This window comes from Nitrospira sp. CR1.1 (assembly GCA_014055465.1).
Taxonomy (GTDB): Bacteria; Nitrospirota; Nitrospiria; order Nitrospirales; family Nitrospiraceae; genus Nitrospira_A.
Genome location: WIAF01000003.1, coordinates 376,725 through 399,353, shown reverse-complemented (window position 1 = coordinate 399,353; position 22,629 = coordinate 376,725). Strand labels below are relative to the sequence as shown.

General features: G+C 58.2%; 21 protein-coding genes and 1 pseudogene. 10 read left to right on the top strand and 12 right to left on the bottom strand.

Annotated features, from left to right (window positions below; all coding sequences use genetic code 11):
- Position 1: 1 nt before the first annotated feature.
- The 8 genes from GDA65_08575 to GDA65_08540 all read right to left on the bottom strand — a co-directional run bounded on the left by GDA65_08575 (position 2) and on the right by GDA65_08540 (position 12,375).
- Complete coding sequence (locus GDA65_08575) at positions 2–1,165, bottom strand: response regulator (GenBank protein ID MBA5862747.1); 1,164 nt, start codon at positions 1,163–1,165, stop codon at positions 2–4.
- A gap of 165 nt (positions 1,166–1,330) precedes the next feature.
- Positions 1,331–2,743 (bottom strand): response regulator, encoded by a 1,413-nt coding sequence (locus GDA65_08570; protein MBA5862746.1) that lies wholly within the window; start codon positions 2,741–2,743, stop codon positions 1,331–1,333.
- 1 nt (position 2,744) lies between these two features.
- A complete protein-coding gene (locus GDA65_08565; protein MBA5862745.1) occupies positions 2,745–4,028 on the bottom strand; it encodes a GAF domain-containing protein in 1,284 nt (427 codons plus the stop codon).
- Between the two features lie 106 nt (positions 4,029–4,134).
- Positions 4,135–8,352 carry a methyltransferase domain-containing protein gene (locus GDA65_08560; protein MBA5862744.1) on the bottom strand — a complete coding sequence of 1,406 codons (4,218 nt, stop codon included), beginning with the start codon at positions 8,350–8,352 and terminating at the stop codon, positions 4,135–4,137.
- 366 nt (positions 8,353–8,718) lie between these two features.
- Positions 8,719–9,720 carry a hypothetical protein gene (locus GDA65_08555; GenBank protein MBA5862743.1) on the bottom strand — a complete coding sequence of 334 codons (1,002 nt, stop codon included), beginning with the start codon at positions 9,718–9,720 and terminating at the stop codon, positions 8,719–8,721.
- Positions 9,721–9,797: 77 nt separating this feature from the next.
- Positions 9,798–10,724, bottom strand: coding sequence for a hypothetical protein (locus GDA65_08550; GenBank protein ID MBA5862742.1), 927 nt, complete (start codon positions 10,722–10,724; stop codon positions 9,798–9,800).
- Positions 10,725–10,793: 69 nt separating this feature from the next.
- Positions 10,794–11,699, bottom strand: a complete 906-nt coding sequence (locus tag GDA65_08545; GenBank protein ID MBA5862741.1) for a SpoIIE family protein phosphatase — start codon at positions 11,697–11,699, stop codon at positions 10,794–10,796.
- The gene (locus tag GDA65_08540) at positions 11,602–12,375 is read right to left on the bottom strand and encodes an exonuclease (GenBank protein ID MBA5862740.1); all 774 of its coding nucleotides are present in this window, start codon (positions 12,373–12,375) and stop codon (positions 11,602–11,604) included. Before GDA65_08540 ends, GDA65_08545 begins: the two co-directional genes overlap by 98 nt.
- Positions 12,376–12,507: 132 nt before the next feature.
- Between GDA65_08540 and GDA65_08535 the strand changes: the two genes are divergently transcribed.
- From GDA65_08535 to GDA65_08490, 10 genes are all read left to right on the top strand, one after another.
- Entirely contained in the window at positions 12,508–12,909 is a 402-nt protein-coding gene (locus GDA65_08535; GenBank protein ID MBA5862739.1) for a hypothetical protein, read from the top strand.
- A gap of 37 nt (positions 12,910–12,946) precedes the next feature.
- The gene (locus tag GDA65_08530; GenBank protein ID MBA5862738.1) at positions 12,947–13,228 is read left to right on the top strand and encodes a DUF507 family protein; all 282 of its coding nucleotides are present in this window, start codon (positions 12,947–12,949) and stop codon (positions 13,226–13,228) included.
- Entirely contained in the window at positions 13,229–13,537 is a 309-nt protein-coding gene (locus GDA65_08525) for a DUF507 family protein (GenBank protein ID MBA5862737.1), read from the top strand. It abuts the gene before it with no gap.
- Between the two features lie 30 nt (positions 13,538–13,567).
- Positions 13,568–14,011 carry a tetratricopeptide repeat protein gene (locus GDA65_08520; protein ID MBA5862736.1) on the top strand — a complete coding sequence of 148 codons (444 nt, stop codon included), beginning with the start codon at positions 13,568–13,570 and terminating at the stop codon, positions 14,009–14,011.
- A gap of 38 nt (positions 14,012–14,049) precedes the next feature.
- The gene (locus GDA65_08515; protein ID MBA5862735.1) at positions 14,050–14,517 is read left to right on the top strand and encodes a thioredoxin-dependent thiol peroxidase; all 468 of its coding nucleotides are present in this window, start codon (positions 14,050–14,052) and stop codon (positions 14,515–14,517) included.
- Between the two features lie 51 nt (positions 14,518–14,568).
- On the top strand, positions 14,569–14,811 hold the full coding sequence (locus tag GDA65_08510; protein ID MBA5862734.1) for a hypothetical protein: 243 nt from the start codon (positions 14,569–14,571) through the stop codon (positions 14,809–14,811).
- Positions 14,812–14,850: 39 nt separating this feature from the next.
- Positions 14,851–15,723 carry a hypothetical protein gene (locus GDA65_08505; protein ID MBA5862733.1) on the top strand — a complete coding sequence of 291 codons (873 nt, stop codon included), beginning with the start codon at positions 14,851–14,853 and terminating at the stop codon, positions 15,721–15,723.
- Positions 15,724–15,954: 231 nt separating this feature from the next.
- Complete coding sequence (locus GDA65_08500) at positions 15,955–16,734, top strand: SDR family oxidoreductase (protein ID MBA5862732.1); 780 nt, start codon at positions 15,955–15,957, stop codon at positions 16,732–16,734.
- A gap of 76 nt (positions 16,735–16,810) precedes the next feature.
- Entirely contained in the window at positions 16,811–17,695 is an 885-nt protein-coding gene (locus GDA65_08495; GenBank protein MBA5862731.1) for a hypothetical protein, read from the top strand.
- Positions 17,696–17,845: 150 nt separating this feature from the next.
- Positions 17,846–19,297, top strand: coding sequence for a hypothetical protein (locus tag GDA65_08490; protein MBA5862730.1), 1,452 nt, complete (start codon positions 17,846–17,848; stop codon positions 19,295–19,297).
- Here GDA65_08490 and GDA65_08485 read toward each other — a convergent pair.
- From GDA65_08485 to cysT, 4 genes and pseudogenes are all read right to left on the bottom strand, one after another.
- Positions 19,294–19,710 (bottom strand): annotated as a pseudogene (locus tag GDA65_08485) (hypothetical protein). The gene GDA65_08490 and the pseudogene GDA65_08485 sit on opposite strands and share 4 nt — an antisense overlap.
- Positions 19,711–19,787: 77 nt before the next feature.
- The gene (cysA, locus tag GDA65_08480; GenBank protein MBA5862729.1) at positions 19,788–20,885 is read right to left on the bottom strand and encodes a sulfate ABC transporter ATP-binding protein; all 1,098 of its coding nucleotides are present in this window, start codon (positions 20,883–20,885) and stop codon (positions 19,788–19,790) included.
- A gap of 4 nt (positions 20,886–20,889) precedes the next feature.
- Positions 20,890–21,699, bottom strand: a complete 810-nt coding sequence (locus tag GDA65_08475) for a sulfate ABC transporter permease subunit (GenBank protein MBA5862728.1) — start codon at positions 21,697–21,699, stop codon at positions 20,890–20,892.
- Between the two features lie 48 nt (positions 21,700–21,747).
- The gene (cysT, locus tag GDA65_08470; protein ID MBA5862727.1) at positions 21,748–22,629 is read right to left on the bottom strand and encodes a sulfate ABC transporter permease subunit CysT; all 882 of its coding nucleotides are present in this window, start codon (positions 22,627–22,629) and stop codon (positions 21,748–21,750) included.

Genomic DNA, 22,629 nt, shown 5'->3' with positions numbered 1-22,629 from the left:
GTCAGTTTGTGGGCGAGGTTTTGGCGATCGCCAGGGCCGGCAGAGAAGACTTGCACTCCCGCACCACTTGGGCAAAGAGCTCTGTCAGTCTGGGGTCGAAGTGGGTATCGGCTTGCAGAAGGATCTGTCGAATCGCCTCATCGATGGATGTCGGCTGGTGTCCAGGCATGTCTACCGTCAGGTTGTCGAATGCCTGGGCGATGGCGACGATACGTGCCAGAAGCGGGATGCCTTCGCCTTCGAGGCCGTGTGGATTGCCCACACCGTCGAAGCGTTCCTGATGATAGACCACGATTTGCCCGACCTCCGCTTGAAACCCGAGCGGTAACAGCATCCGGGCTCCCGCTTCGAAACAGTCTCTCGCATGAGTGCTGGCTTTCAGGCTTTCATCGTCATCCGCCGAATACTTGTAATTGGCGAGGCTGATCTTGCCGATATCATGGAGAAAGGCTCCCAGCGCCAAGGCCTTCTGGTCCGGCAGCGGGAGTGTCAGCTGGTTGGCCAGAAGCGACGCATAGAAACTGACTCGGCTGCAATGGTTGAGGAGTTGCCGGTCCTTGGCTTCGAGCAAATCGGATAATAATGGAATGAGCGCCGTGACGTCCGCCGCACTTCTCTGTGCTTCAGTTGAGGCATTGCCGATCGCGAAATAGTTCGATTGCAGATCCTTCCACGCTTGCGCTGCTTCCTGTTCGTTGCCCCACAAGGCGGTCGAAGTTTTTAAAAACGATCGCAAATAGTCGAGCCGCTGCTTTTTCTCCAAGGTCTGGTTGATCAGCGTGATGAGTTCGGTGACGTTGAAGGGCTTGAGCAGATAGCCGGCCGCCCCGTGCCGGATGCCTTCCATGGCAGACTTCAGGCTGCCGTATCCCGTAATGATGATGACTTCGATGTCTGCGTAATCCTGCTTGATGTCCTGCAGCAGGTCGATACCCTGGCGGTCGGGTAATTTCTGATCCAGCGTGATGAGGTCGATGTGCTGGTCCTTCAGAACCCGGAGGGCGGATTTGGCGGTGTCAGCGGAGTGGATGGTGAAGAAGGGGCGAAGAATAACTTTCAGCGCGTCTCGCGGGCCTGTTTCATCATCGACGACGAGGACCGACGGTTTTACGCTGATCTGTTCAGCTGATGCCTGAGTTCCCATCCAGAGCGCTCCCGGGTGCATTGCGAACTTCAGGAAAGACGAAACGCAAAACCTGTGCCGCGTACGGATACATCACTTGGCAATTTATAGCAGGTCTCTCTACTTCAGGCCACAAGAAGTTTGATGCGTGGGGCTCGTACTCAAAAAAATATGAGACATGTGCAGAGGCTTGTGTGTCAGGGTGTGTCATTCCTGAGGCATTTGAGTCTCGGCCTGTCCTCCGGTGTCCGGCCTGCTGATTCCCAATGTGTCCATGCGATACTTCAGCATGCGACGGCTGATGCCCAGCATGGCGGCCGCATGAGTTTGTACGTATGTCGTTCGCTTGAGCGCATCCAGAATGATTTCGCGTTCGAACTCCATGACGGCCTTTTCCAGCGATAATCGCCCCGCGAGTGTGTCATCCCGGAGCGACGACGAGCGGGTATCCGTTCGCAAGATGTTCGGCAAATGCTCGGGTGTGATGACCGGGGAGCCTTTCGACCAGATGAATGCCTGTTCGATGATGTTTTCCATCTCGCGCACGTTCCCAGGCCACGGATAATGTGAAATCAATTCGAGCGCGTCTTTGGTGAATTCCTGGGACGGACGTTTTTCTTCTTCGATGCGTTTTGAGAGAAAGTGCTTGGCCAGAAGCGCAATGTCTTCCCCTCGTTCGCGCAACGGCGGGAGGTAGAGCGCAATGACGTTGATACGGTAATACAGGTCCTCGCGGAACAGATTTTTTCTGACCATCTCATCGAGGTTTTTGTTGGTCGCAGCGACGATCCGGACATCGACCTTGATGGATTGCACTCCGCCGACCCTCGTAAATTCCCGTTCCTGCAACACCCGCAAGAGCTTCGCCTGCGTGGCCGGACTAAGGTCGCCGATTTCGTCCAGAAACAGCGTGCCCGTGTGCGCCAATTCGAACTGGCCCACTCGTCGTGCCGTGGCATCGGTGAACGACCCTTTCTCATGGCCGAACAACTCGCTTTCGATGAGCGTTTCAGGCAAGGCTGCGCAATTGAGTGCGATGAATGGGCGTTCCCGCCTGGCGCTGTTGTAGTGAATCGCTTTGGCGACCAGTTCTTTTCCGGTTCCGCTCTCGCCGGTGACCAGCACGGTGGTGCGACTATCGGCCACCTGTTCGATTTTGGCGTAAATTTCCTGCATGGAGGGGCTTTTGCCGATGAGGTTATGGAAGGCATACCGTTGCACAACCTGGGCGCGCAATTGACGGACTTCCTGCTCCAACTCCTGCTTGCCCAGCGTTCGTTCGATGACAATTTGAAGTTCGTCGACGTCGAACGGTTTGGACAGATAGTCGGCGGCCCCGAGCTTCATCGCATCGACGGCTGTTTTAACGGCTTTGGTCCCTGTCAACATAATCACCGGGACGGCTCGATTCTCGGTTCGCATCGTCTGGAGGGCGGATAGCCCGTCCGTTCCCGGGAGGATGACATCCAGGAGAACCAGATCGGGGGCATCGTGTTTGAAACGTCTGAGGCCCTCGGCCGCATCCGCCGCTTCGAGGATCTCGTACGTTGGTTCCAGCACCGTTCTCAGCGAGGCCCGGACACGCGGCTCATCATCGACAAGTAGTACTCGTTTTTTCATGTTACTCCCGTGCTGCTGACACTGTGGGGCATGTATCCTGAACCGGAAGATTCACGGAGAATGTGGAGCCCGCTCCCACGCGGCTTTCAACCGTGATGGCGCCGCCATGTTCCCGGACAATCTGATGTGCGGTAGTCAGCCCGAGTCCGGCTCCGTCACTGGCGCTATTGGAATGTTTCGTGCTGAAAAAAGGATCAAAAATATGTTCCAGGTGATCGGGCGGGATACCGCATCCTTCGTCCTTGACCTGCAATTGCACCCACGGTGGGTTGCCGGCTTGCGACAGAAGATGCGTATGGATTTGAATGATCCCGTGGCCGTTCGGCATCGCATCCAGGGCATTCAGCAGCAGATTCAACAGGACTTGCTTGATTTGTTGTCGATCAAGCGAGAGTGGAGGGAGCTGAGGCGCCAGGTGAGTCTGTAATTGAATGCCACGGTGCGCCGCGCTCGACGAGACGAAGCCGATGCAGGAGGCGACGAGTTCGTTCAGGTCGACTTCAGTGGGGTGAGGGGTCATGTAGCTGGCATAGTCGAGAATCTCATGGAGCAGGCGTTCGATGCGGTGAATGTCTTCTAGGGCCAGTTTGCTGAACTCGTTGATGAAGACCGGATCCTGCTGCCGCTGGGGGGCCAGTTGGACAAAAGTCTTGATGGAGGTGAGCGGATTGCGGATTTCATGAGCAAACCCGCCGGCCATGATTTCCAAAGAACGTAGTCGGTCTGTCCGTCTCATCAAGGTGGAGGAGCGACGGAGGTCGTTTTGTGTCAGGAGGTGATCGAGGCTGTTGCCTGCGATACGCGCGATCGTTTCGCCGAGGACCATGGCGTCTTCATCGAGGCGCGTATCCGTGTTGACTGGCCCCAGGGTGCACAGCCCGAGGAGCCGTCCCTTGTTCCGTAACGCGAGACAGAGGGTTGCACGGACCGCCGTCATGGCCAGGCCAACCGGAGAAGACGGTTTGTGGTCGTCATGAAACATATATGGCTTCCCTGAAAGACCTGTGACGAGGGGGTGATCGCTGGTCAACGCCGGCGGTAGTGATGAGAAATCGCTGTGTCCATGGGATGCGAGGAGACGATACTGGCCGTCTTCGGACTCTCGTATCCATACTGCCGCTTCTTGCAGGCGAGTATGTTGCGAGAGTGTCCTCACAATCGGGTTCCCGAGACGTGAGAGGTCCCGCGCGGCTCCCAGGGTTTCAGCAAAGTCACCGACCAGTCGAATGATTTCCATGGACCCTGAAAGAACGGGCGTGTGCCGGCTGTTGGGGTGGAGCGTCATAGTCCCGTGGGAGGAATACCAATCCAGACACCGGGTTTACCGTGGTGTCGACTGACCCACTGCGCGTATTGCGCTAGTGAGAGAAGTATATATGCGCCCTATTGTTTCAGCCAGAGGAATCCGGTTTTTCAGCGGCGGCGAGCAACATCTGCCCGGAGAGAGCGCGAACGAGTCGCGGTGTAATAGGTGTGAAGCGGGAGAGCTGAATGGTCAGGCTCTCTTCTTCGAACGTATGCACTTGTCCTGTACGTAGTGCAACACGGCACTGTGCCATGCGGTGTAAGGCCAGGCGGGGCGCTCCCGAAAATGCGTCTAGGCCAAGTTCATGTACGGCAGGCCTGTAGAGGCGGGCTAAATCAGTGGCAGGGGTGAAGACGTTCAAAATAAGTTTTCCGCCGGGGCGAAGCACGCGGAAGAGTTCTCGCAGCGTGTGCATCGGTGACCGCGCAAAACTTGGCGAGAGATTTGCCACCACACGGTCAAATGAATGGTCGGGAAAAGGCAGTGCTTCTGACGATCGGCCGAGCACCCATTGCTGGGTGATGGGTGCCGGTATGGAGAGGCGCTCCGAAAACAGCTTATCCAGGTGCTGTCTGGCCTCCTGTGCTGAGATCCGCGCCGCATGCAACGCGGTGGAGGAGAAGTCGATGCCGACATACCGGAGGGGTTTGGCATGGGGCCACGTTTGGGCGCGTAGGCGATACGAAAGGTTCAGGAGGAGCAACCGGGCGAAAGAATGCATCCCGCAGCCGATATCCAGAAGCCCGAGGTTTCCATCGAGTGGTTGCAGGAGTTGGTAGAGCTGATCGATCGAGTGCCAATGTGCCGGCAGCTCATCCATGGCACATGTGAGATCGGTGAGCGCTGACCAGAGTCGTTCGTTGCTCGCGGTACCAATGGCCTGTTTGTGGTGGAGTTGATCGCGTTCGAATCGGGCACGAGTGGACGTTGCGCGTGAGAGCGCCGGAAGCATTGTGGGACTAGGTTCGTGAATCGCCTGCCCCGCGTGGCAGAGGTGTGAAAGTTGCTGCCAACTTGCGCGCAGAGTCGACGATGGAATCCGTCCAGCAGTCAGGACGGACGACGGTAGCATCACTTTCCTGCCGTTTGCCCCCAGCTGAGAGAGCACCTCGTTCAAAAGATTTGGGGCAGGGGCCGGAATCGAACAGTCAGTGCCATCTTGCCCGCCGGTTATGACGACCACGTCCGTTCCGCACTGCGCGAGTTCATCTCGTAGCACAGTCACATCGGTATATTGTGCGGCCACCGCGTCGGCCAGAAAATGGTCAATGTCGAGCGGAATACCGAGCAGATTGCCCAGTCCCAGGCGCGCGCCGTCCAGATGTTCGCGTAACAAATCTCGATGGTGCAGGGTTATCAGGCACTGTCCGAGGTCGAGTGTCGGATTGAGAAGAATCAGGCGACGAAGCCGTCTGTGCCAATCACCTCTTCGCAGCGCGATACGACCGAGGAGGTCCGATGCCAGGAGGGTCAGAGGCCTTTGGGGCCAATTTTCCTGGGCGAAGGTCAGCACGGCATCAAGGTCGTCTTCCAGCGAAGTGAACGTGGTTTGCGACGGGTCGCCGTCACTAAGCCCGATATGGCGGCTGTGATCGTATCGCAGCACATGAAACCCGCGGCCGGCCAATGTATACGCCAGGGCTACGTAGGCGTGCTGCGTTGTGCCGTACTCCGGGCAGAGCAGCACCAGCGGATCATGCTCTCCGCCGCCGAGTGTGGGGAAATCATGCTGTAACGCAATCGTGTGCCCTTCACGGTTTCGCAGGCTGTGTGAGTCCGTGAGTACGGGAGCGTCAGCCTGCCGTTCGGCGAAATTCTGACCCGCGCGGAACCCGGGTTCCATGATGCCACGAAGTTTGTATTCGTGCGGGGAGGACAGACCGTCAAAGCGTATCCCGATTTGTTGCCGTTGTTCTCCTGATGCTGCACGGCTGGTTGTCGGCATCAGTTGCGCCGGACGTTTCCAGATGATCTGCGCCGTTAATGGTTGGTTGGCCTTCTGCGCTTGATGGGCGCCCGTTACGGATACCATCTCAATCGATTCATCAAGAGTCAGGCGGATGACCTGCGGATTTCCGGATAAGATGGCCTCTCCAGGCAGATCAATGCAGGCTCCGTTCAGGCTTAGATTGAGGATCCGGCCGGACGAGTGCGATGAGGAGGCCTGGGATTCAGTCACGTGAACGAGACAGGACACGTTCAGTCGAACGGCTTCGCGCCGGTCTTCCGGCATGGGCATGGATGAAATGAGACCGGTTTGGCGGCTCACGGTTGCTGGAGGCGAAGGAAGAATCAATCCTTCGAAGGTGATCTGTGTCGAGCCGTCCTTTAGGCCATCAAGCAGCGATCTGAGGACATTGAGCTCATGTTCGGCGGCGGGGAAAAAAGAAATCACGAAGTCTTTGATAGTTGGCAGAGGCAAATCCGCGGACGGTCGTTCATGCACCACGCCTTGAAGTTCCAGGAAGCTCACTGGGGTCTTAATGACGACATAGGCCGGCTGCAGGTGGATGGACGCCTCCAATCCCTGGATAGTCAGGAGCGCCCCTTCGGTACTCATATTGCGCAATAGCCCGCGAAGGGTTGTGCCCCCGATCGACAATTGAACGGGTAAGGAGAATGGCTTGCGTTCTGATCGGCGACGTTCAGGACGTTGTCCTGGGATGGATCGGGCGGGATTGTGACCATCAAACCGGGTAGACGAGGTGGTCGGGGCCGGTGATTCACGAGGCTGCGGCGCGAGCGAAAAGTCCTCCGAAGCAGGGATGCGAACCGTGATCGCCAAACCGCTGTCGGGCGTATGTTCGACCTCGATGGCGCCTCGATGTGCCTGAACAATCTGGTGTGCTTGAAAAAATCCTTCCGCCGAACGATCCTGGCCTAGTCTGTTATCCGGAGGCTGGCGTAGATCGCCGACCATCCCTCGAATGGTAAAGCTTGCATATGTAGGGACATGCCGCGGGTGCGATGCCGCTTCCTGTGAAGCAGCCCCACGGCTTTCCATGGCCAGTGCGGTGGTTTTCAGGATAAGCCTGGGGGGCAAGTTGTGAAAGGTGTATTGACGCGCATAGGCGAGCAAGATGTGCGCGAGGTTTTCTAATGCCGGACGCGAACCAAGTATGACTGGAAGATTGCCTGCATAATAAGTGGTGAGCCGTACGCGTGTGTCTTCTGTCTCATCTTGTGCAGTCTGGACAACCGTCTGAAGTACGTCGTTCAGGTCGAGAGGAACAAATTCCATGGGGCGGGCGTGAATCGCTGCTGCCAACTGCTGGCCAAGTTGGCTTGCTTGCGAAGCCTGAGCGATCATCGTTTCAACATGTTGCTCGATCCGGCTGTGTTGGATCGATGTTAGCAATCGTTGTGAGTCTTGCAGCAAAGAGGTGAGGGGCTGTTGCAATTGGCGGGAGACCCGGGCCGCCTCACGCGAGAGGGCGAGTTGGCGGTTGGTCTCCTGAAGGCGCGATTCCAGTTCAGCCAGGCGGTTCTGTTGAGCTTTCTGTTGAGACAGATCGCGTAGCAAGCCGACGGTTCCCAGGTAGCGGTTGGTGGAATCGAAGAGTCCTTTTGCTGTGATTTCTACGGTGATGGGTTCCGGCGGCGTATCCGGAAGGGATTTCCGGTACAACGTGCATTCCATTCGGCGAATTGAACGGCTGCCTGCCCGGCGCTCATTCAATCGGAACCGTGCGGTTGGTTCCTGGTGAGGAGGAAGCAAGAGGGAGTAGTGTCGACCGGCGAGTTCATCCGCGGTATACCCAAGCATAGCCGTGACAGTCGGACTCACATACACAAAGCGGCCGTCCGCGTCGAGTTCGTATGATAAATCGCTCAGTGTTTCGATCACACGCAAATGCCGTTGAAACGTGTGGTCCAGCTTCATTTGCAAGTCACGTTTTTCAAGGGCTTCCTGTACCGAAAAAAGGAGTTCAGTGATAAAGCCGGGAGATCGTTTGAACAGCAAAAAGTCGGCGCCGTGCTGCAGTGCGTGGACGGCAGTTTGTGAGTCATTCTCGTTGGTCTGGAGTAGGATCGCGGCGTAGGGAGCATTGCGACGGAGGCGAGCAAGTAGGTCCAGGCCCCGTTCCGGACTCAGATCCTGATCAATAAGGATGATATGCCAGTCGCCCTGACGGCTGAATGCGAGGGCTTCTTCGGACGAGTATCCGGCTTCGATGCGACAGCCGGCGAAAAAGCTTCTCAAGCTGGTTGTCACCAACTTGATTTCGTCTGGATTCTCATTGATGAGGAGGATATGAAGCGAGGGTTCGGGCAAGGACATGGAAGATCTCATGGTCTTCATGCAGGGGCGCGTTCAATATGCCCGGTAGCTATCTGCGCCACGGGAAACGCGCCACCGTACAGTGCTGAGCATACCCTCCCTCTCAGGCGAACAAATCTGTCCTTCCCGAACTGAGTGCACTGCATGACTGGTTCAATATCATACACCTTCCTGATAATCCCAGTCCGCCGCCCGAGGGGGCGGTTCCACTTCTGTAGGGGAAATTTGATTCGAGCGTCAAAACTGAAGTGGGCCGGCGTGGCGTGAAGGTGAGGAAAGTGTTCAGATTGGAGCCAGGCCTGGTGTGTCTAGTCTGCCAGGACTGATGTCTGGTTGGGCCTGGCCCACCACAGCAATCGTCCTGTGGTGGGCGCTCAACGGTTCCGATTAGTGCGCCGAGGCCGTGGTCGATGCCTGCTGACAAGCGCCAGGCGTCATATAAAGCAGATAGTTCCCCATGCCATGTTGAATATTGGGGTTTTGCAGAAGGTGATGGTGAACCATCACCATCTCGTAGTCGTCCTGCTTCGTCACCGGAAATCCTTTACCATCCCGGTAGACCTGATGGGGACGGAAGTCCCGGAACGTGCCGTCGGCATCTACCTCGGGAACGGTGCGGAGGAGCGTTTCCTTTGAAGTCGTATTCTCAAGCGCGACCATGAGTAGCTCGTCATGCCCGTGGGGATAGGCGAACTTGACGCAGCCATCCATGTTGAATTTCAGGGGCGCGGAAAGCACCGAGACACCGGGCTTAATCTCAATGCCTTCATCTGTCTGGTCTGAACCTCGTTGCGCGAATTTGCTGTAGCAGACGATGTTCACGCCCACCTGGTAGACGTCCATCTCCTGGACCTTCGTGCCCTTCGGGGCGACATACATCGTGAAGCGTGCCATCACGTCTTTCGTCGGCGGTGCCTTGTGGTAAAACGCAACTACGGACATGAGGTTTTGGCCTTTGCCCAACTTCACCCCGTATCCGTCCGGGAAACGGGCTTCCGTCATCTCCAGGCCGGCCCCGGCAAAAAATAACGGTTCTCCATCGCACGAGACGCTTGGCTTGTCATTGTTCAACATCAGAATGTGATGCAAGTAATTCTTCGGGAGCGGCTTGCCATCCTTGGTGAAGACTTCGGACTTGTAGCCGACCATATAGGTGTCCTCCGGCAATTGGAACACCTTCTTCGGCATGCTGGAGGCCAGATCGCCGTCGTGACCGGTCGGGAGATCGACAGGGCCGAATGTGAGCGTGACGGTCTGGTCGTCGATGGTCAGTCTCGTCTCGCCTAAACTCGGCATGGTTGGAATGGCGTGGTGATCATGTCCGCCGTCGGCATACACCATACTCGTGAGGCTCAATAACATGACTGCCAATAGAAGCGCACGATTCATAGGCCCCTCCTCGTTGTAACAGACCGGCCGTCCATGGGTGTGTGTGTGAAGCTCCGTCGGGAGTTACCGCCCGTCCGTTAAGGAGCCGTCGGAGGCGGGGTGAGTCGTTTCCACAGGTAGCTGCCGCCATGCTGCCGCGGCGGGATATTGTCTCTGGTGCCGACACGCACATACCACCAAATGCCTCTTGCTTCGGTGCCATCTTCCGAGAGAATGACTTCAAAGGCGCCTTCGCGATCATTTCCCGGTTGTTTCCACGTGCCCTGCCAACGTCGATCGTCAAAGCTGGTGGTGGAAAATTGTCCGCCTTGCCACGTGTAGGGACCGTTACCCTGGGCATTCAACGTAGCAACGTATTTCTTATTATCCTCGATTTCCGTCACTTCCCATTCGCCGCTCAAGTCGACGCCGTTCTGGACAGCCGGCTGCGTATCCGAGGCGCGATGGAGCAGCGCCGTGCGGTTGGCCGCCGTCTGTTCCGTTCCGCTGTCATGATGGCGTGTCGATTCATGCCAGGCCACGAGGATCCATCGGCCGTTTCGTCGCTCCAGTACGCCTGTTTCTCGAAGGGGAAGGACCATCCGTTGGGTAAGGTCGTCCGGGTTGCTGTACCGAATATAGTTCAATTCCATCGCGAACCAGGCGATATCATCGCCTTTCGTCCACATGCGGAGGCTGGTGATTGGAATTTCAAGTTTGACCACCGAGTCAAACTCGCTGCGCATATCGGCGGCCAGATCCGGCCATCCGATGTACTTGCGTCCGTCAATCGTATACCCAGTGGCATCCATGTCATGTGACATGTATTTCGACATGGTGGCAAGATCCCGTTCGGCATTGGCCTGAACGAGCGTCCGCAGGGTGGCCTCCGGATCACGCGGCTCCTCGGCTCGTGCTGTAGGAATGCATAACATTCCCATGAGCGGACCGACCAGAAGCCACGTTCGGAGGCCTATACTGAATGGACGATAGTGAGTCGGTTGCGCGTTCATAGAAGTGAACATGTGAAGGCCTTGGAGGCCTCTCTCTGCGGGTGCCACTGGCTTGAGGCTACCTGGTGCCTTGAGGCAGTGTCAATGGATATTTCCCTGATCAGGTGTGCCGGTCACGGTGCAGGCAACCACGGTAATGTTGTCGATGCCGCCCGTATCAATTGCGGCTTGGATCAGGGCATGGGTTGTGAGGGGGGGATTGTCTCTGTGCGAGTGCGCGATCTCCAAGAGGCGCTCGTCAGGCAACATGTTGCTGAGGCCGTCGGAACAGAGCAGCAGCAGATCGCCGGTGCGGAGTTCGAGCGTAAAGAGATCGCTGTCCACGGTGACGTCAAGCCCTATCGCCCTGGTTAGGACGTGCCGGTCCGGATGGCGGGCAGCCTGCTCTGGAGTGAGAGTACCGTCGCGGACATAGTCAGCAATAAGGGTGTGGTCTCGCGTGACTTGCGTGATGTGTCCTGCTCTGACCAGATACGCCCGGCTGTCGCCGACATTGAGAACCAGGAGCTGCGGGGTGGGCTCAGGCAGCAGGTGTGCCATGACCAATGTGGTTCCCATGCCGTAGAAGGGCGGGTGACGATCGGCATAGGCGCGGACGGCTGCATGGGCCTGTTCCGCCATGGTCGTGAGGAGAAAGGATTGATGCCCGGCTTGGTCGTCGCTGGGGTTCACAGAGCCGCGAATGAGGCTGGGCGAAAAGTCAGCGAGGGTGTCCATGACGATCCGGCTGGCCACGTCTCCTCCGGGATGTCCTCCCATGCCGTCGGCTACGGCCCACAACCGGCGTCGGTTGTCGACGAGGAATGCATCCTGATTGCTGGAGCGGACCAGTCCGCGGTCGGTTTGCCCGTATCCGGTCCATTCCCACCTGCCATGAGGTGTTGCCACGTTAACCGACCAGACCGAGCGACTGCGGCCCGTATTGCAAGACCAGCCGATCGTAGAGGCGGGCCGCGAGGGGCTCGAGGTTTTGAGTGTCGGCCGCATTGTAGCGAACGAGCTGGTCCAGGGCGGCGTCGTTGCCTGCGCGGTAGCGTTGCCACAACCGAACCGCCTCCAATCCGTCGAGCTGGAGCAGATCTGATTCCCGTGCAATGTCCAACTCCCGTTCGATGGACTTCAACCCTCCCTGCAAGCCGACGCGTCGGGCGGCAAAACAGAGATCGAAATGAGGGATCGACACTCGCAAGCCTTTAAAGCAGGTTTGCAGGTATGGCAGATCGAAGACCGTCCCGAAAAATGTGACGAGCAGGTCGGCCTGATCAAGTTCATCTTGAATGGCTTCCTGTGTGAGCGATTGGCCTTGGATTAAGGTGCGCATGCGCCCCTGGCGATGAAGTCCGACGATGGTCACTTGCCCCTCGCGGGCCGATAGCCCTGTGGTTTCAATGTCGAGGTAGAGAGCCCGCGCACCGAAGGTCTCAAATAGCCGCCAATGGTCGCGGGTGTGCAGGCAGTCTGCGAAATAGCGAGGGTTATGGAGGTCGAGGTGGGTCTGCGCAAGGGCCAGCTCTGTATCGTAGACGGCTTTACGCGCGGGGGCGATGCCGGTCAGGTGCGATTCACGCCGAAAGGCCGACCAATCGGCAATGCCGTTTTCCCACAGACGCCGCTCAGTCGAGGGGCCGATACCTTTCAGATGGACAAACGTGGACGTCAGCATAAGCGCGGGCGCGAATTTTTCAGACAGGATTGTAACCTTGATTTCAAGGGATAAACAAGTTAGAGTCCGCGACTGGTGCGGAGTTTCGTCATTATGGTGTGGCGGAGACTACCACGGCACAGATGAGGGGTCATGACCACGAACGGCACGGTGAAACGAATTCGAATCACGGTCGGCGGCGTCAAGCTGGATGCCGAGTTGAAGGGGACGAGAACAGCCGAAGAATTGTATCGGGCCTTGCCGGCGGAGGGGCCGTTGAATGTGTGGGGCGAAGAGTTCTATTTTAAAATTCCTGGCGTGAAAGATCACCGAGAGACAGCGACGACGCAAGTCAAAATCGGTGACGTGGCATTCTGGGGAGCCGGCCAGGTCTTGGCGATTTTCTTTGGACGCACGCCGATGAGCATGGGGGCTGACCCTGTGCCTGCCGACCGTGTGAACGTCATCGGACGGGTTCTGGGTGACGCGGCGACACTTCGGCAGGCCATGAACGCGAGCACCATTCGGGTGGAGAGAATAGAGCCGACGGCGTAGGGTCTTTTGCGGCGAACCGAGCAGGGGAGCGATTGCCATGAGACTGGCGAAGGAACGGGTTCATCATATGGCAGATTCGGTGATCGCTCGTTTGCATGAGTTGAGCTATCTCGAGGTCACCGGAGATCGAAAGGCGCTTCGGGAGTCGTTGGAACACACGATGACGGAGGAGCTGATGGTGGAAGACCGGCTCAATGCTGAGGTGCGTAGGATGATGCAGCCTTACGAACGGCAAATCGAGCAAGGGCAGGTCGACTATCAAAAGATGTTCACGATGATCAAGCAGAAGCTGGTGCGCGAACGCGGGATCATTTTATGAGTGGCTGCACCACTCGGGACTGGAGCCATACCCGTGATCAGTGACGACAAAGCCAGCCATCTTGCCCATCTGATACTTGGCGCGTTGAAGAAAAGCGCTCAATGCAGGCTGACTGAGGAGGACGGGAAGATCTTGCGCGAGATCAAGCGAGTGGTCGCTGCGGAACTCGCCCTGGACGCGGACATTGATAAGAAGGTGCGGGCGAAACTGGCCTCCTATTCGAAGCAGATTGTGGAAGGCAGTCCGGAATGGGACGTGATGTATCGAAAAACGTCCGAGGAAGAACAGAAAAAACGCGCCAGGCCATGACGCGCTGGCGAACGAGATCAACGAGGTGGTGTGATGAGAGCGAGTCTGTGGATAGCCCTAGCCGTGGTTGTACTGTCGTTTCCGGCCTGTGCCCATGAGAAGCCGAAACCGCTCGTGCCTCTCGACCTGGCGTACGGTGCCAAGGCCGATGCGAACGCGCTGAACAACCAGGGGCGGCAGGCATTTCTGGCCGGCCAAATGGCTGAGGCCAAAGAGTTCTTCGGACAGGCCATCAAAGCCGCACCGGATTCCGGGCAGGCGCATTACAACTACGGGTTAGCGTTGAACGCCTTGGGGCAAACCGATCAGGCCCGGCAGGAATTCATCGAGGCGGCGAACCTGGCTCCCGGCGACAAGGTCATCTGGGACTCCCCGGCATTGCGCCCGTTCGGGAACCCCGAGGCCCCAAAGGGGCCGGCAAGGGAACATCCTTATGGAACGAACCGGCCCACGATCGGCAGCGGACCACGGTAACGGCGACGAAGGATAGTTGAGAAGGAGAGACACGCGACATGGCAATTGGAGTAGCAGTGGGGGCAAAGGCGCCGGAATTTTCCCTTCCGGATCAGGACGGCACTGTCGTGACGCTCAAAAGCTTGAAGGGCAAACAGGTGGTGCTCTATTTTTATCCCAAAGACGATACCTCCGGTTGTACGAAAGAGGCCTGCGATTTTCGGGATTCACTGGCGCCGATTAAGAAGGCCGGGGCGGTCGTGCTGGGAGTCAGCAAGGACGGGAAGGCCTCCCATCAGAAGTTTATCGCCAAGTACGGCTTGCCGTTTGCGCTGTTGAGCGACGAAGATGCGGCAGTGAGCACGGCGTATGAGGTCTACAAAGAAAAAAGCATGTACGGCCGCAAATACCTGGGTATTGAGCGCAGTACGTTTGTGATCGACGCAACGGGCCGGATCAAAGCCGCCTTCCGGAAAGTCAAGGTGCCGGGTCATGTGGATGAGGTGTTGGCAGCGCTGAAGGCGTAGTTGCGCTCCGGATCGCGGAGTGGTTGCGCCGGTGACTCCTCGTTGGCTCCTATGGATCCCCTCGAAAAACCATCCCATGCTCTCCGTGCCGCGGCCTTGTCTCTCATCCCCGGGCTCGGCCATCTCTATATCGGCGAAAAGCGAGGCGGGCCGCTGCTCGTCGCGGGTGGGCTGCTGACTATCATGTGGACGAGCTGGTTCTCCTTTGCCCTCGTGCCATTGCTCGGCCTCGTGTTGTTCTGCATGGGAGATACCTATCTGATCGTCAGCCGCGACCGCGGACTCTTTTCCTAAGCACGCATGTGCTGTTCAGCAGAGAAGGCCAACCGCACCATGTCAGATTTTGTTCGTCCGGGGTTGCGCGCCATTTGCTTGGTTCTGTTTGCTATCGTGTCCGCTGTGACAACGGGCGAAGCGGCCGAGAAGCTGCCCGGCACGCTCACGGTGCGCGATGTGCTGACCTTGCCGAATCATGCGGTTCGAATAGAGGCGCAGGTCGCCGCGAAGACGGGGGCCGCAAGTCCGCCGTTGGGCGGGGTAGTGCTGCATCTGCAGATCGACGGCAGGGAAGTTGCCATTGGCAAGACCAATGAGACCGGCCAGGTTTCATTCGACTATCTGGCGAAGATGCGGGGCATGAATGTGATCAGCGTGTCGGTCGATGCGGAAGCTCCCATCGCGGCGGAGAACGTCGACGCGACGCTGTGCGTGTGGGAACGCCGGCGGCCGATTCTGGTCGTGGAACTAGCCGCGCTTGTTCAACCGGCACCCACGTCGTCGGCAGCGGCAGCCTCGTCTGTTACCGGGTCAGCGGATGCCACGGCGCCAATGCCTTTTCCCGAAGCCGCCGAGGAATTATCCCGGCTGACCCAGTATTATTACAACGTGGTCTATGTGTCGGGCGACGAACAGGGGCCGATGGGGAACGCATCCATTGGACAGGTGCGCCGGTGGCTGAAGGCGCATCAGTTTCCGACCGGGTTCGTGGCGCCACCGATGCCGGGAGGACTGAGCGCAACACTCGATGCCTTGAAGAACGATGGCTGGACGGCCATGAAATCCGGCATCGGCCGCACGAGAGCATTTGCGGACATGCTGCTGCAGCATCGCATGGAGGTGGTGGTGGTGCCGGAATTGCCCAAGGGCGAATTGCCCCGCAAAGCCAGGGGTGCGAAGGATTGGAAAGAGGTGAGAAAGAAGTTGTGAGCAGGATGGAGGGTCCCTTTCCTGCTCGCGCAACGCGCGGTTTCAGAAAGCCCTCGCATGGGCAAAGGCCTCGCTCCGCGAGCCGGGGTTGGGTGGGTAAGAATGGGGCGTAATTGAAACGGAGCTCCATCCTGCTCACCTTGGAGAGGAAGCGCAATTCACTCCGCGGTCGAATCATGGTATGTTCAGCGCCCAATCGGGTGTCATCTCATCGAAGGAGCACAAGCCGGTATGTTGCTAGAAGGTAAAAAGGGTCTGATCATCGGTGTGGCCAATAAGCATAGTATCGCCTGGGCCATCGCGCAGGCCGCCGCGCGGGAAGGCGCGCAGATGCTGTTCAGTTATCAGAACGAACGGTTGCGCGAAAACGTCGAAGAATTAGTCCAGACCCTTCCGGGCGCTTCAGCCTGCGTCTGTGATGTCGGAGATGACAGTCAGATCGACGCGATGATGAAACAGGCCGCCGGGAAACTGGGTCGATTGGATTTTGTCGTCCATTCGCTCGCCTTTGCTCCGCGTGAGGAACTGACCGGAGAATTTGTGAACACCACCCGCCAGGGATTTGCGACGGCCCTCGACGTGAGCGCCTATTCGCTCGTCGCCGTCACGCGTGCGGCGATGCCGTTGATGACGGAAGGCGGTTCAGTCGTCACGCTGACCTATCTCGGCAGCGAGCGAGTCGTCCCGCATTATAATGTCATGGGCGTTGCCAAAGCCGCGCTTGAAGCGACGGTGCGGTACCTTGCCCACGATCTCGGGCCGAAGAATATTCGGGTGAATGCCGTCTCCGCCGGACCAATCAAAACATTGGCGGCTCGCGGCGTGTCCGGGATCAGCAAAATGGTGGACCACCACCGTGCATTCGCGCCGCTTCGACGGGCGACCGAACAGGGCGAAGTCGGCGATACGGCGCTGTTCCTCGTGAGTCCATTAGGCCGCGGCATCACCGGCGAGGTGATCTACGTCGATGGGGGATACCATATTCTCGGCTCCCTGGCGTCCGCCGAGTAGGAAACCGGAAGCCCTGTCCGCACGAGCCCTGCTGTGCGTCGTCTCCAGATCGCTCGAGGTGCGGCCTCGGCGGAATGTGGCGTTTCTTTGTCCGCTCGTTCTTCTCCTCTGCCTGGTCATCCTCATGACGGCGGGCCTGCCGCTGCCTGTCGTCTCAGCCCAACTCTCGGCCAGGGAAGAAGACGGGTTGATTGGAGCCGTGCAATCCGTTGACACAACAGACAGCCTCCTGACGCAAACTGACCGGTATGATCCGCAGGGCCGTATTCTCGAACGGATTCAGGGTGGGAAGGATGCGTCACAAGGTTTGTGGCCGCTGCGATTTACCTATGTCTACGATCACGACGGAAACCGTCTGGCCGAAGTTGTGCGTGATGCGCGAGGCGAACTCGTGAAGGAGACCCGTGCGGTCTATGATGCGCGGGGCAATCGCTCCGCCGAGTTGGCGGCATGGGGCGACGGGACGTTCGAAAACGTGTCCCTGTATGTATACGACGACTCTCACCGGCTCAGGCGTGGCCTGCATTACAATGCGGTGCAGGTCGTCAACCGGAACCTCTATGCGTATGATGCCGCCGGGCGTCTCGTACAGGAGCGATTCGAACGGAATTATCGGTATGACGCGGCCGGTCATCAGGTGGTAACAAGCGATCGGTTCGATGTGGGGCACGACGTGACGATCATCTACGACGATCGCGGACAGGTGCGGGAAAAAGTCGTGTCGGATCTGCGCGGGCGAAGGCATGGCCATTCGGAGTTTCGCTACGATGAGCGGGGCAGCCAGATCGAGGAACGCATCTATGATGCCGGCAGACGGCTCACGGACCGGAAGACGTACCGCTATGACTACGATACGGCGGGGAACTGGATCACCGAGACGTTTCAGTGGTGGGAGGTGCGTGATAAAGAAGTTCGGATCAAACAATCCCATGTCCGCGAGCGCCGGATCACCTACTACTAAGGCGTCCGTTCCACCACGCCAAGACAGGGCCTGCCCTCGCGAGGGAATCACCGTTGTTCGTGCCTATTGTATCTGTGCCTCGGCTTTCGATTGCGCAAGGCGCGGTGTCCGGCGGAGGAAGCTGTGCAGTATTCGAAGGAGTGGAAAACGGTGTTGAAATATATCATGGCCGTCCTACTGCTCTGCCTAGCGGGCCAAGCGGATCTCCGGGCGGGGGATGATCCGCCGCCGCTGCAGACCCGCGGCCCTCTGCGACAGTCCCGTGACAATCCACGCTACTTTGTCGATGCCGGCAACCGGATCGTGTATCTGACCGGTTCCCACTCGTGGGAAAACTTTCAGGATATTACGCAGACGTTCGCCTATCCGGCCTACCTCGATCGGCTGGCGTCCCTGCATCATAATTTCATTCGCTTGTGGGTGACTGAATTGATTCGTTTGGAGGGAGGATGGCTCGCGAATCCTCCGGCCAATGAAAATGATGTCGAGCCACTTCTGTATCTGCGAACGGGACCGGGCCTTGCTCTGGACGGCCGGCCACGACTCGATTTGTCCCGCTTCAACCCTGCCTATTTTGATCGGCTTCGCTCCAGAGTCATACAAGCGGGACAACGCGGTATGTATGTCTCCGTGATGTTCTTTCAAGGCTTCAGTGTGGTGACGCCGGACGCGTGGAAGGCGCATCCGTTGAACGGCAGCAACAATGTGAACGGCATTGACGGCGATGCCAACGGCGATGGGCTGGGTATGGAAGTTCATCGATCGCCAGGGGTTCAGGTATCGCAGGTCCAGGAGGCCTATGTGAAGCAGGTGCTGGAAACGCTTCATGACCTGGACAATGTGCTCTACGAGGTGGTGAATGAAGCGACCCCCGAGTCGGTCGCCTGGCAATATCACCTCATTCGCGTCATCAAACGTTATGAGCGTGAACGCGGCTTCATGCCGCATCCGGTCGGCATGACCTTCTTTCAACTCGGAGAATTCGGCGGTGGTGAAAACCGCTTCCTGTTCGAGAGTGAGGCCGACTGGATCTCTCCGGGCGGTTACACGAAGTATGCCCGTCACCCTCCTGCCGCGGACGGAAGCAAAGTGATGCTCCTCGACACCGACCACATCCACGGCATCGGCGGCGATCGGGACTATGTGTGGGAAAGTTTCTTTCGGGGATACAACCCCATTTATATGGATCCGCTCGAGGCGGTGCACGGGCTCACGATCGGCGAGCCGGTTTTGAATGAGCCGCAGCACGAGCGCGCGCGCGTGGCGATGGGACAGGCGCGCCGGTGGGCCGAACGACTGGACCTGAGGCGTGTGACTCCGCAAGGCGAACTGGCCTCGACCGGGTACTGTCTTGCTGATCGGGGGCGCGAATATTTGATTTATGTCCCGGCTGGCGGCGTGACAGCGGAATCTGGCGATGGGACGGGGACCCGACCGGTGACCATCAATTTAAGCGGCGCAAGCGGCCCCTTCACCGTGGAGTGGATGGAGTTCGAAACCGGACGCACGAACCAGGAGGACCTCCTCATTGGCGGCGGCGAGCGCATGCTCACCGTACCCTTCCCGGGCGGCGGGCTGCTGTATCTCAGGAAGATAGACTAGGCGTGTTCATCAAAACGGGAGAGCCGGGATCTGAGATAAATCGAGAAAACGATTTCTCGAACATCTTTCAGCAGGAGAACAAGATGCAACGGATCGGTCGGCGAGGGGAGACAACAAACACGCGCGTAAAACGATCTCGCACCTTATCTTTGGCATGGGTCACCAAGGTGTGAATTTCTGCAATGTCGGCAGCCTGCAACGTCTAGAGCACAGCCCTGTTCGATCGATCCCATCGCGAGTGCGTACAAGCCGATGGTGATTTCGGCGGCCAGCCTCACATACGTCTGCGATCATCCGCTGTGCTGATTTTGCAGCGCCTGATTCTGAAGGAAGCGACTGAGGGCATCCTGTCCGCAGGCGAGAATTTCGACAGCGTGATGCGGCTGAAGTGTCACGATGTTGCGCTCAAAGATCACTCAGCAACTAGGCAGCGTTAAGACACTGCCGTGACAATGTAAGGCCACGATAGGAGGAGTTGGAACGATCGGTGCTAGGGCGTCAGCGGTCCGGTGACCGGGCTTCCGGGTTTGGCCTCGATCGAGGGTCCAGCGCCTTCTTGCGGCAGGATGCGAAAATGGGTGACGGCAAAAGAGACCGCTTGCCCGACCGTAAAATTGCAGCGGCGAAATTCTTCCTTGTTCATGCGCGAGCGGAGAATCAGTCCGTCCGGGGTCTCAATCTCAAGCCGGTAGGCGACGCCTAAAAAATAGATATGCCGTAACTTGGCCTGCTGACGGTAGCGCGTGGGATCTTCCGCGACCTTGACGTAATAGGGGCGGAACCCGACCTGCAACTTCTGGCCGTCTGAAAACCCGGGGGCGGGAAATTCGAGCGAACCGACCTGGATTTGATTGCGCCGCACCACGCCTTCCACGATATTCATCGAGCCGATAAACCGCGCCACGAACTCGGTGGCTGGCTCTTCATATACATCCGCGGGGGAGCCGGCTTGTTCCAGCTTGCCTTTGGAAAACACAATAATACGCCCGGACACCTCCATGGCTTCCTCCTGATCGTGCGTCACGAACAGGCTGGTCACGTTCAAATCCGTGTGGAGGCGAATCAGCCACTCGCGCAACTCCTGCCGGACCTTCGCATCGACCGCGCCGAACGGTTCATCCATCAGCAGCACGGACGGGCGTGGGGCCAGGGCGCGGGCGATAGCGACACGCTGCCGTTGCCCGCCGGAGAGCTGGTGGGGGTAGCGGCCGCCGAGTCCATCCAGGCTCATCAAGGCCAGGAGTTCCAGGACACGCTGTTCGATATCCCGCCGGTTCCATTTTTTGATCTTGAGGCCGAAGGCGATGTTGTCGAACACTGTCAGGTGTTTGAAGAGGGCGTAATGTTGGAAGACGAAGCCGATGTTTCGCTCCTGCACGGTGAGGTCATTGACCCGCTTGCCGTCGATGAAGATCTCGCCCGAGGTCGGCGCTTCCAGGCCGGCAATCAACCGTAACACGGTGGTTTTGCCGCTGCCGCTGGGGCCTAGCAACCCGAGCAGTTCGCCTTCGTTCACCACGAAGGAGACGCCGCCCACCGCCCTGGCGGAACCGAATGATTTTGTGAGTTCGCGCACTTCTATTTTCACCGGCTTACTGCGCTCCCGCTTCCGCGACGGTTGTTTCTGCCCGGGCCTTGGCAATTTCCAGTACCGTGAGAATTGCGAAGGAAACGGCGAGCAGGGTCAATGCCACGGCATTGGCCGCCACATAGTTGAAATCGACATAGCTTTGGTAAATATGCAAGGTGGCGGTCTGTGTCAGCAACAGGATATTGCCGGAGACCACGAGCACGGCCCCGAATTCGCCGATCGCGCGCGCGACCGTGAGGGTGGCGCCATAGACCAGGCCCCAGCGCAATGCGGGCAGCGTCACCTTGAGAAACACCTGCCACTCGCCGGCCCCTAACGTCCGTGCAGCCTCTTCTTCTTCGGTCCCCAGTGTTTGCAGCAGTGGCGTGAGTTCCCGCACCATGAATGGAAACGTGACGAAGAGCGTGGCGAGAATCATCGCAGGCAACGCGAACAACACCTTGATATGAGCCTGGCCGAACCATGCGCCCAGCATGGTGTCCGGTCCGAACAGCAGGATTAGCATGAACCCTGAGATCACGGGCGAGACGGCAAAGGGCAAATCGATCACGCCGCTCACCACACTGCGGCCCCAGAATTGTTGGCGCGCCAGCACCAGCGCCGTCATCGTCCCGAAAATAAGGTTCAGCACGAGCACGATCAGCGTGATTTCAGCGGTGAGCGTGAATCCGTGCAGCGCTTCCGGCCGCGAGATTTCCGTCCAGAACGCCGCCAGCCCCTCGCTGAAACTCTGGCTGGCCATGTAGAGGATCGGGCCCACCAGAAGGACCAGAAAGTAGACCCAGACGATCCCGATCAACAGCCAACGCATGCCCGCACTCCCGTTATGTTCACCACGGTTTCAAGCCCAGTTCACCCTTCAGTGCGCAGCAGTCGGCAGCGCGGAATCGTGGCTCGGCTGGTCATCTTGCCTCGACCAGAGAAACAGGTTGGGTAACCGTTCACCCGGACGCCGGGTCAGCCGTTCCAGCAGCAACAGCACTACAAACGATATGAGCAGAATCAATACTGAGACGGACGTGGCTGCCTGCGGGTTGTAGCTCTCGATTTCTCCGTAGACATAGACCGAGGCCACCTGTGTCTTCATCGGGATATTGCCCGCGACGATGACGATGGAACCAAATTCGCCCAGCGCTCGCACAAAGGTGAGGAACACGCCGGTCAGCAGGCCGGGCAGGACCGACGGCACCGTGACCTTCCAAAAGGTGGTCCAGGGGCTGGCTCCGAGGGTGAACGCCGCTTCCTCCTGATCGCGCTCCAATCCCATCAACACCGGCTGCAGGGAGCGAATCGTAAAGGGCATGGTGACAAAGAGCATCGCCAGAATGATGCCGGGCTGGTTATACAGCACCGTCAGCCCACCCTGTTGGAGCCAGGTACCCAGGACGCTCGTCGGGCCATAAATCGCCGCAATCATCAATCCGGCGACAAGGGTGGGGATGGCGAATGGCAGATCGACCAACGCGTTCAAGAGCCAGCGGCCGGGAAATTCGTAGCGTACCAAGACGAGCGCCGAGATGGTGCCGAAGACGGCATTGATGGCGGTGGCGATTGCCGCGGTTTCAATGGTCAACCACAGCGCCGCCGCCGCTTGGGGCGCCGATAAATCCTGGATGAAGCGATCCCATCCCGCCGCGACAGACTGTTGCGCGAGGGCCGCCAGAGGGAGAAAGATCAGGAGCAGCACATAGCCAACGGCCGCAGACCGTAGTGCCAGGCTGATTAACAGATGAGAGGTCAA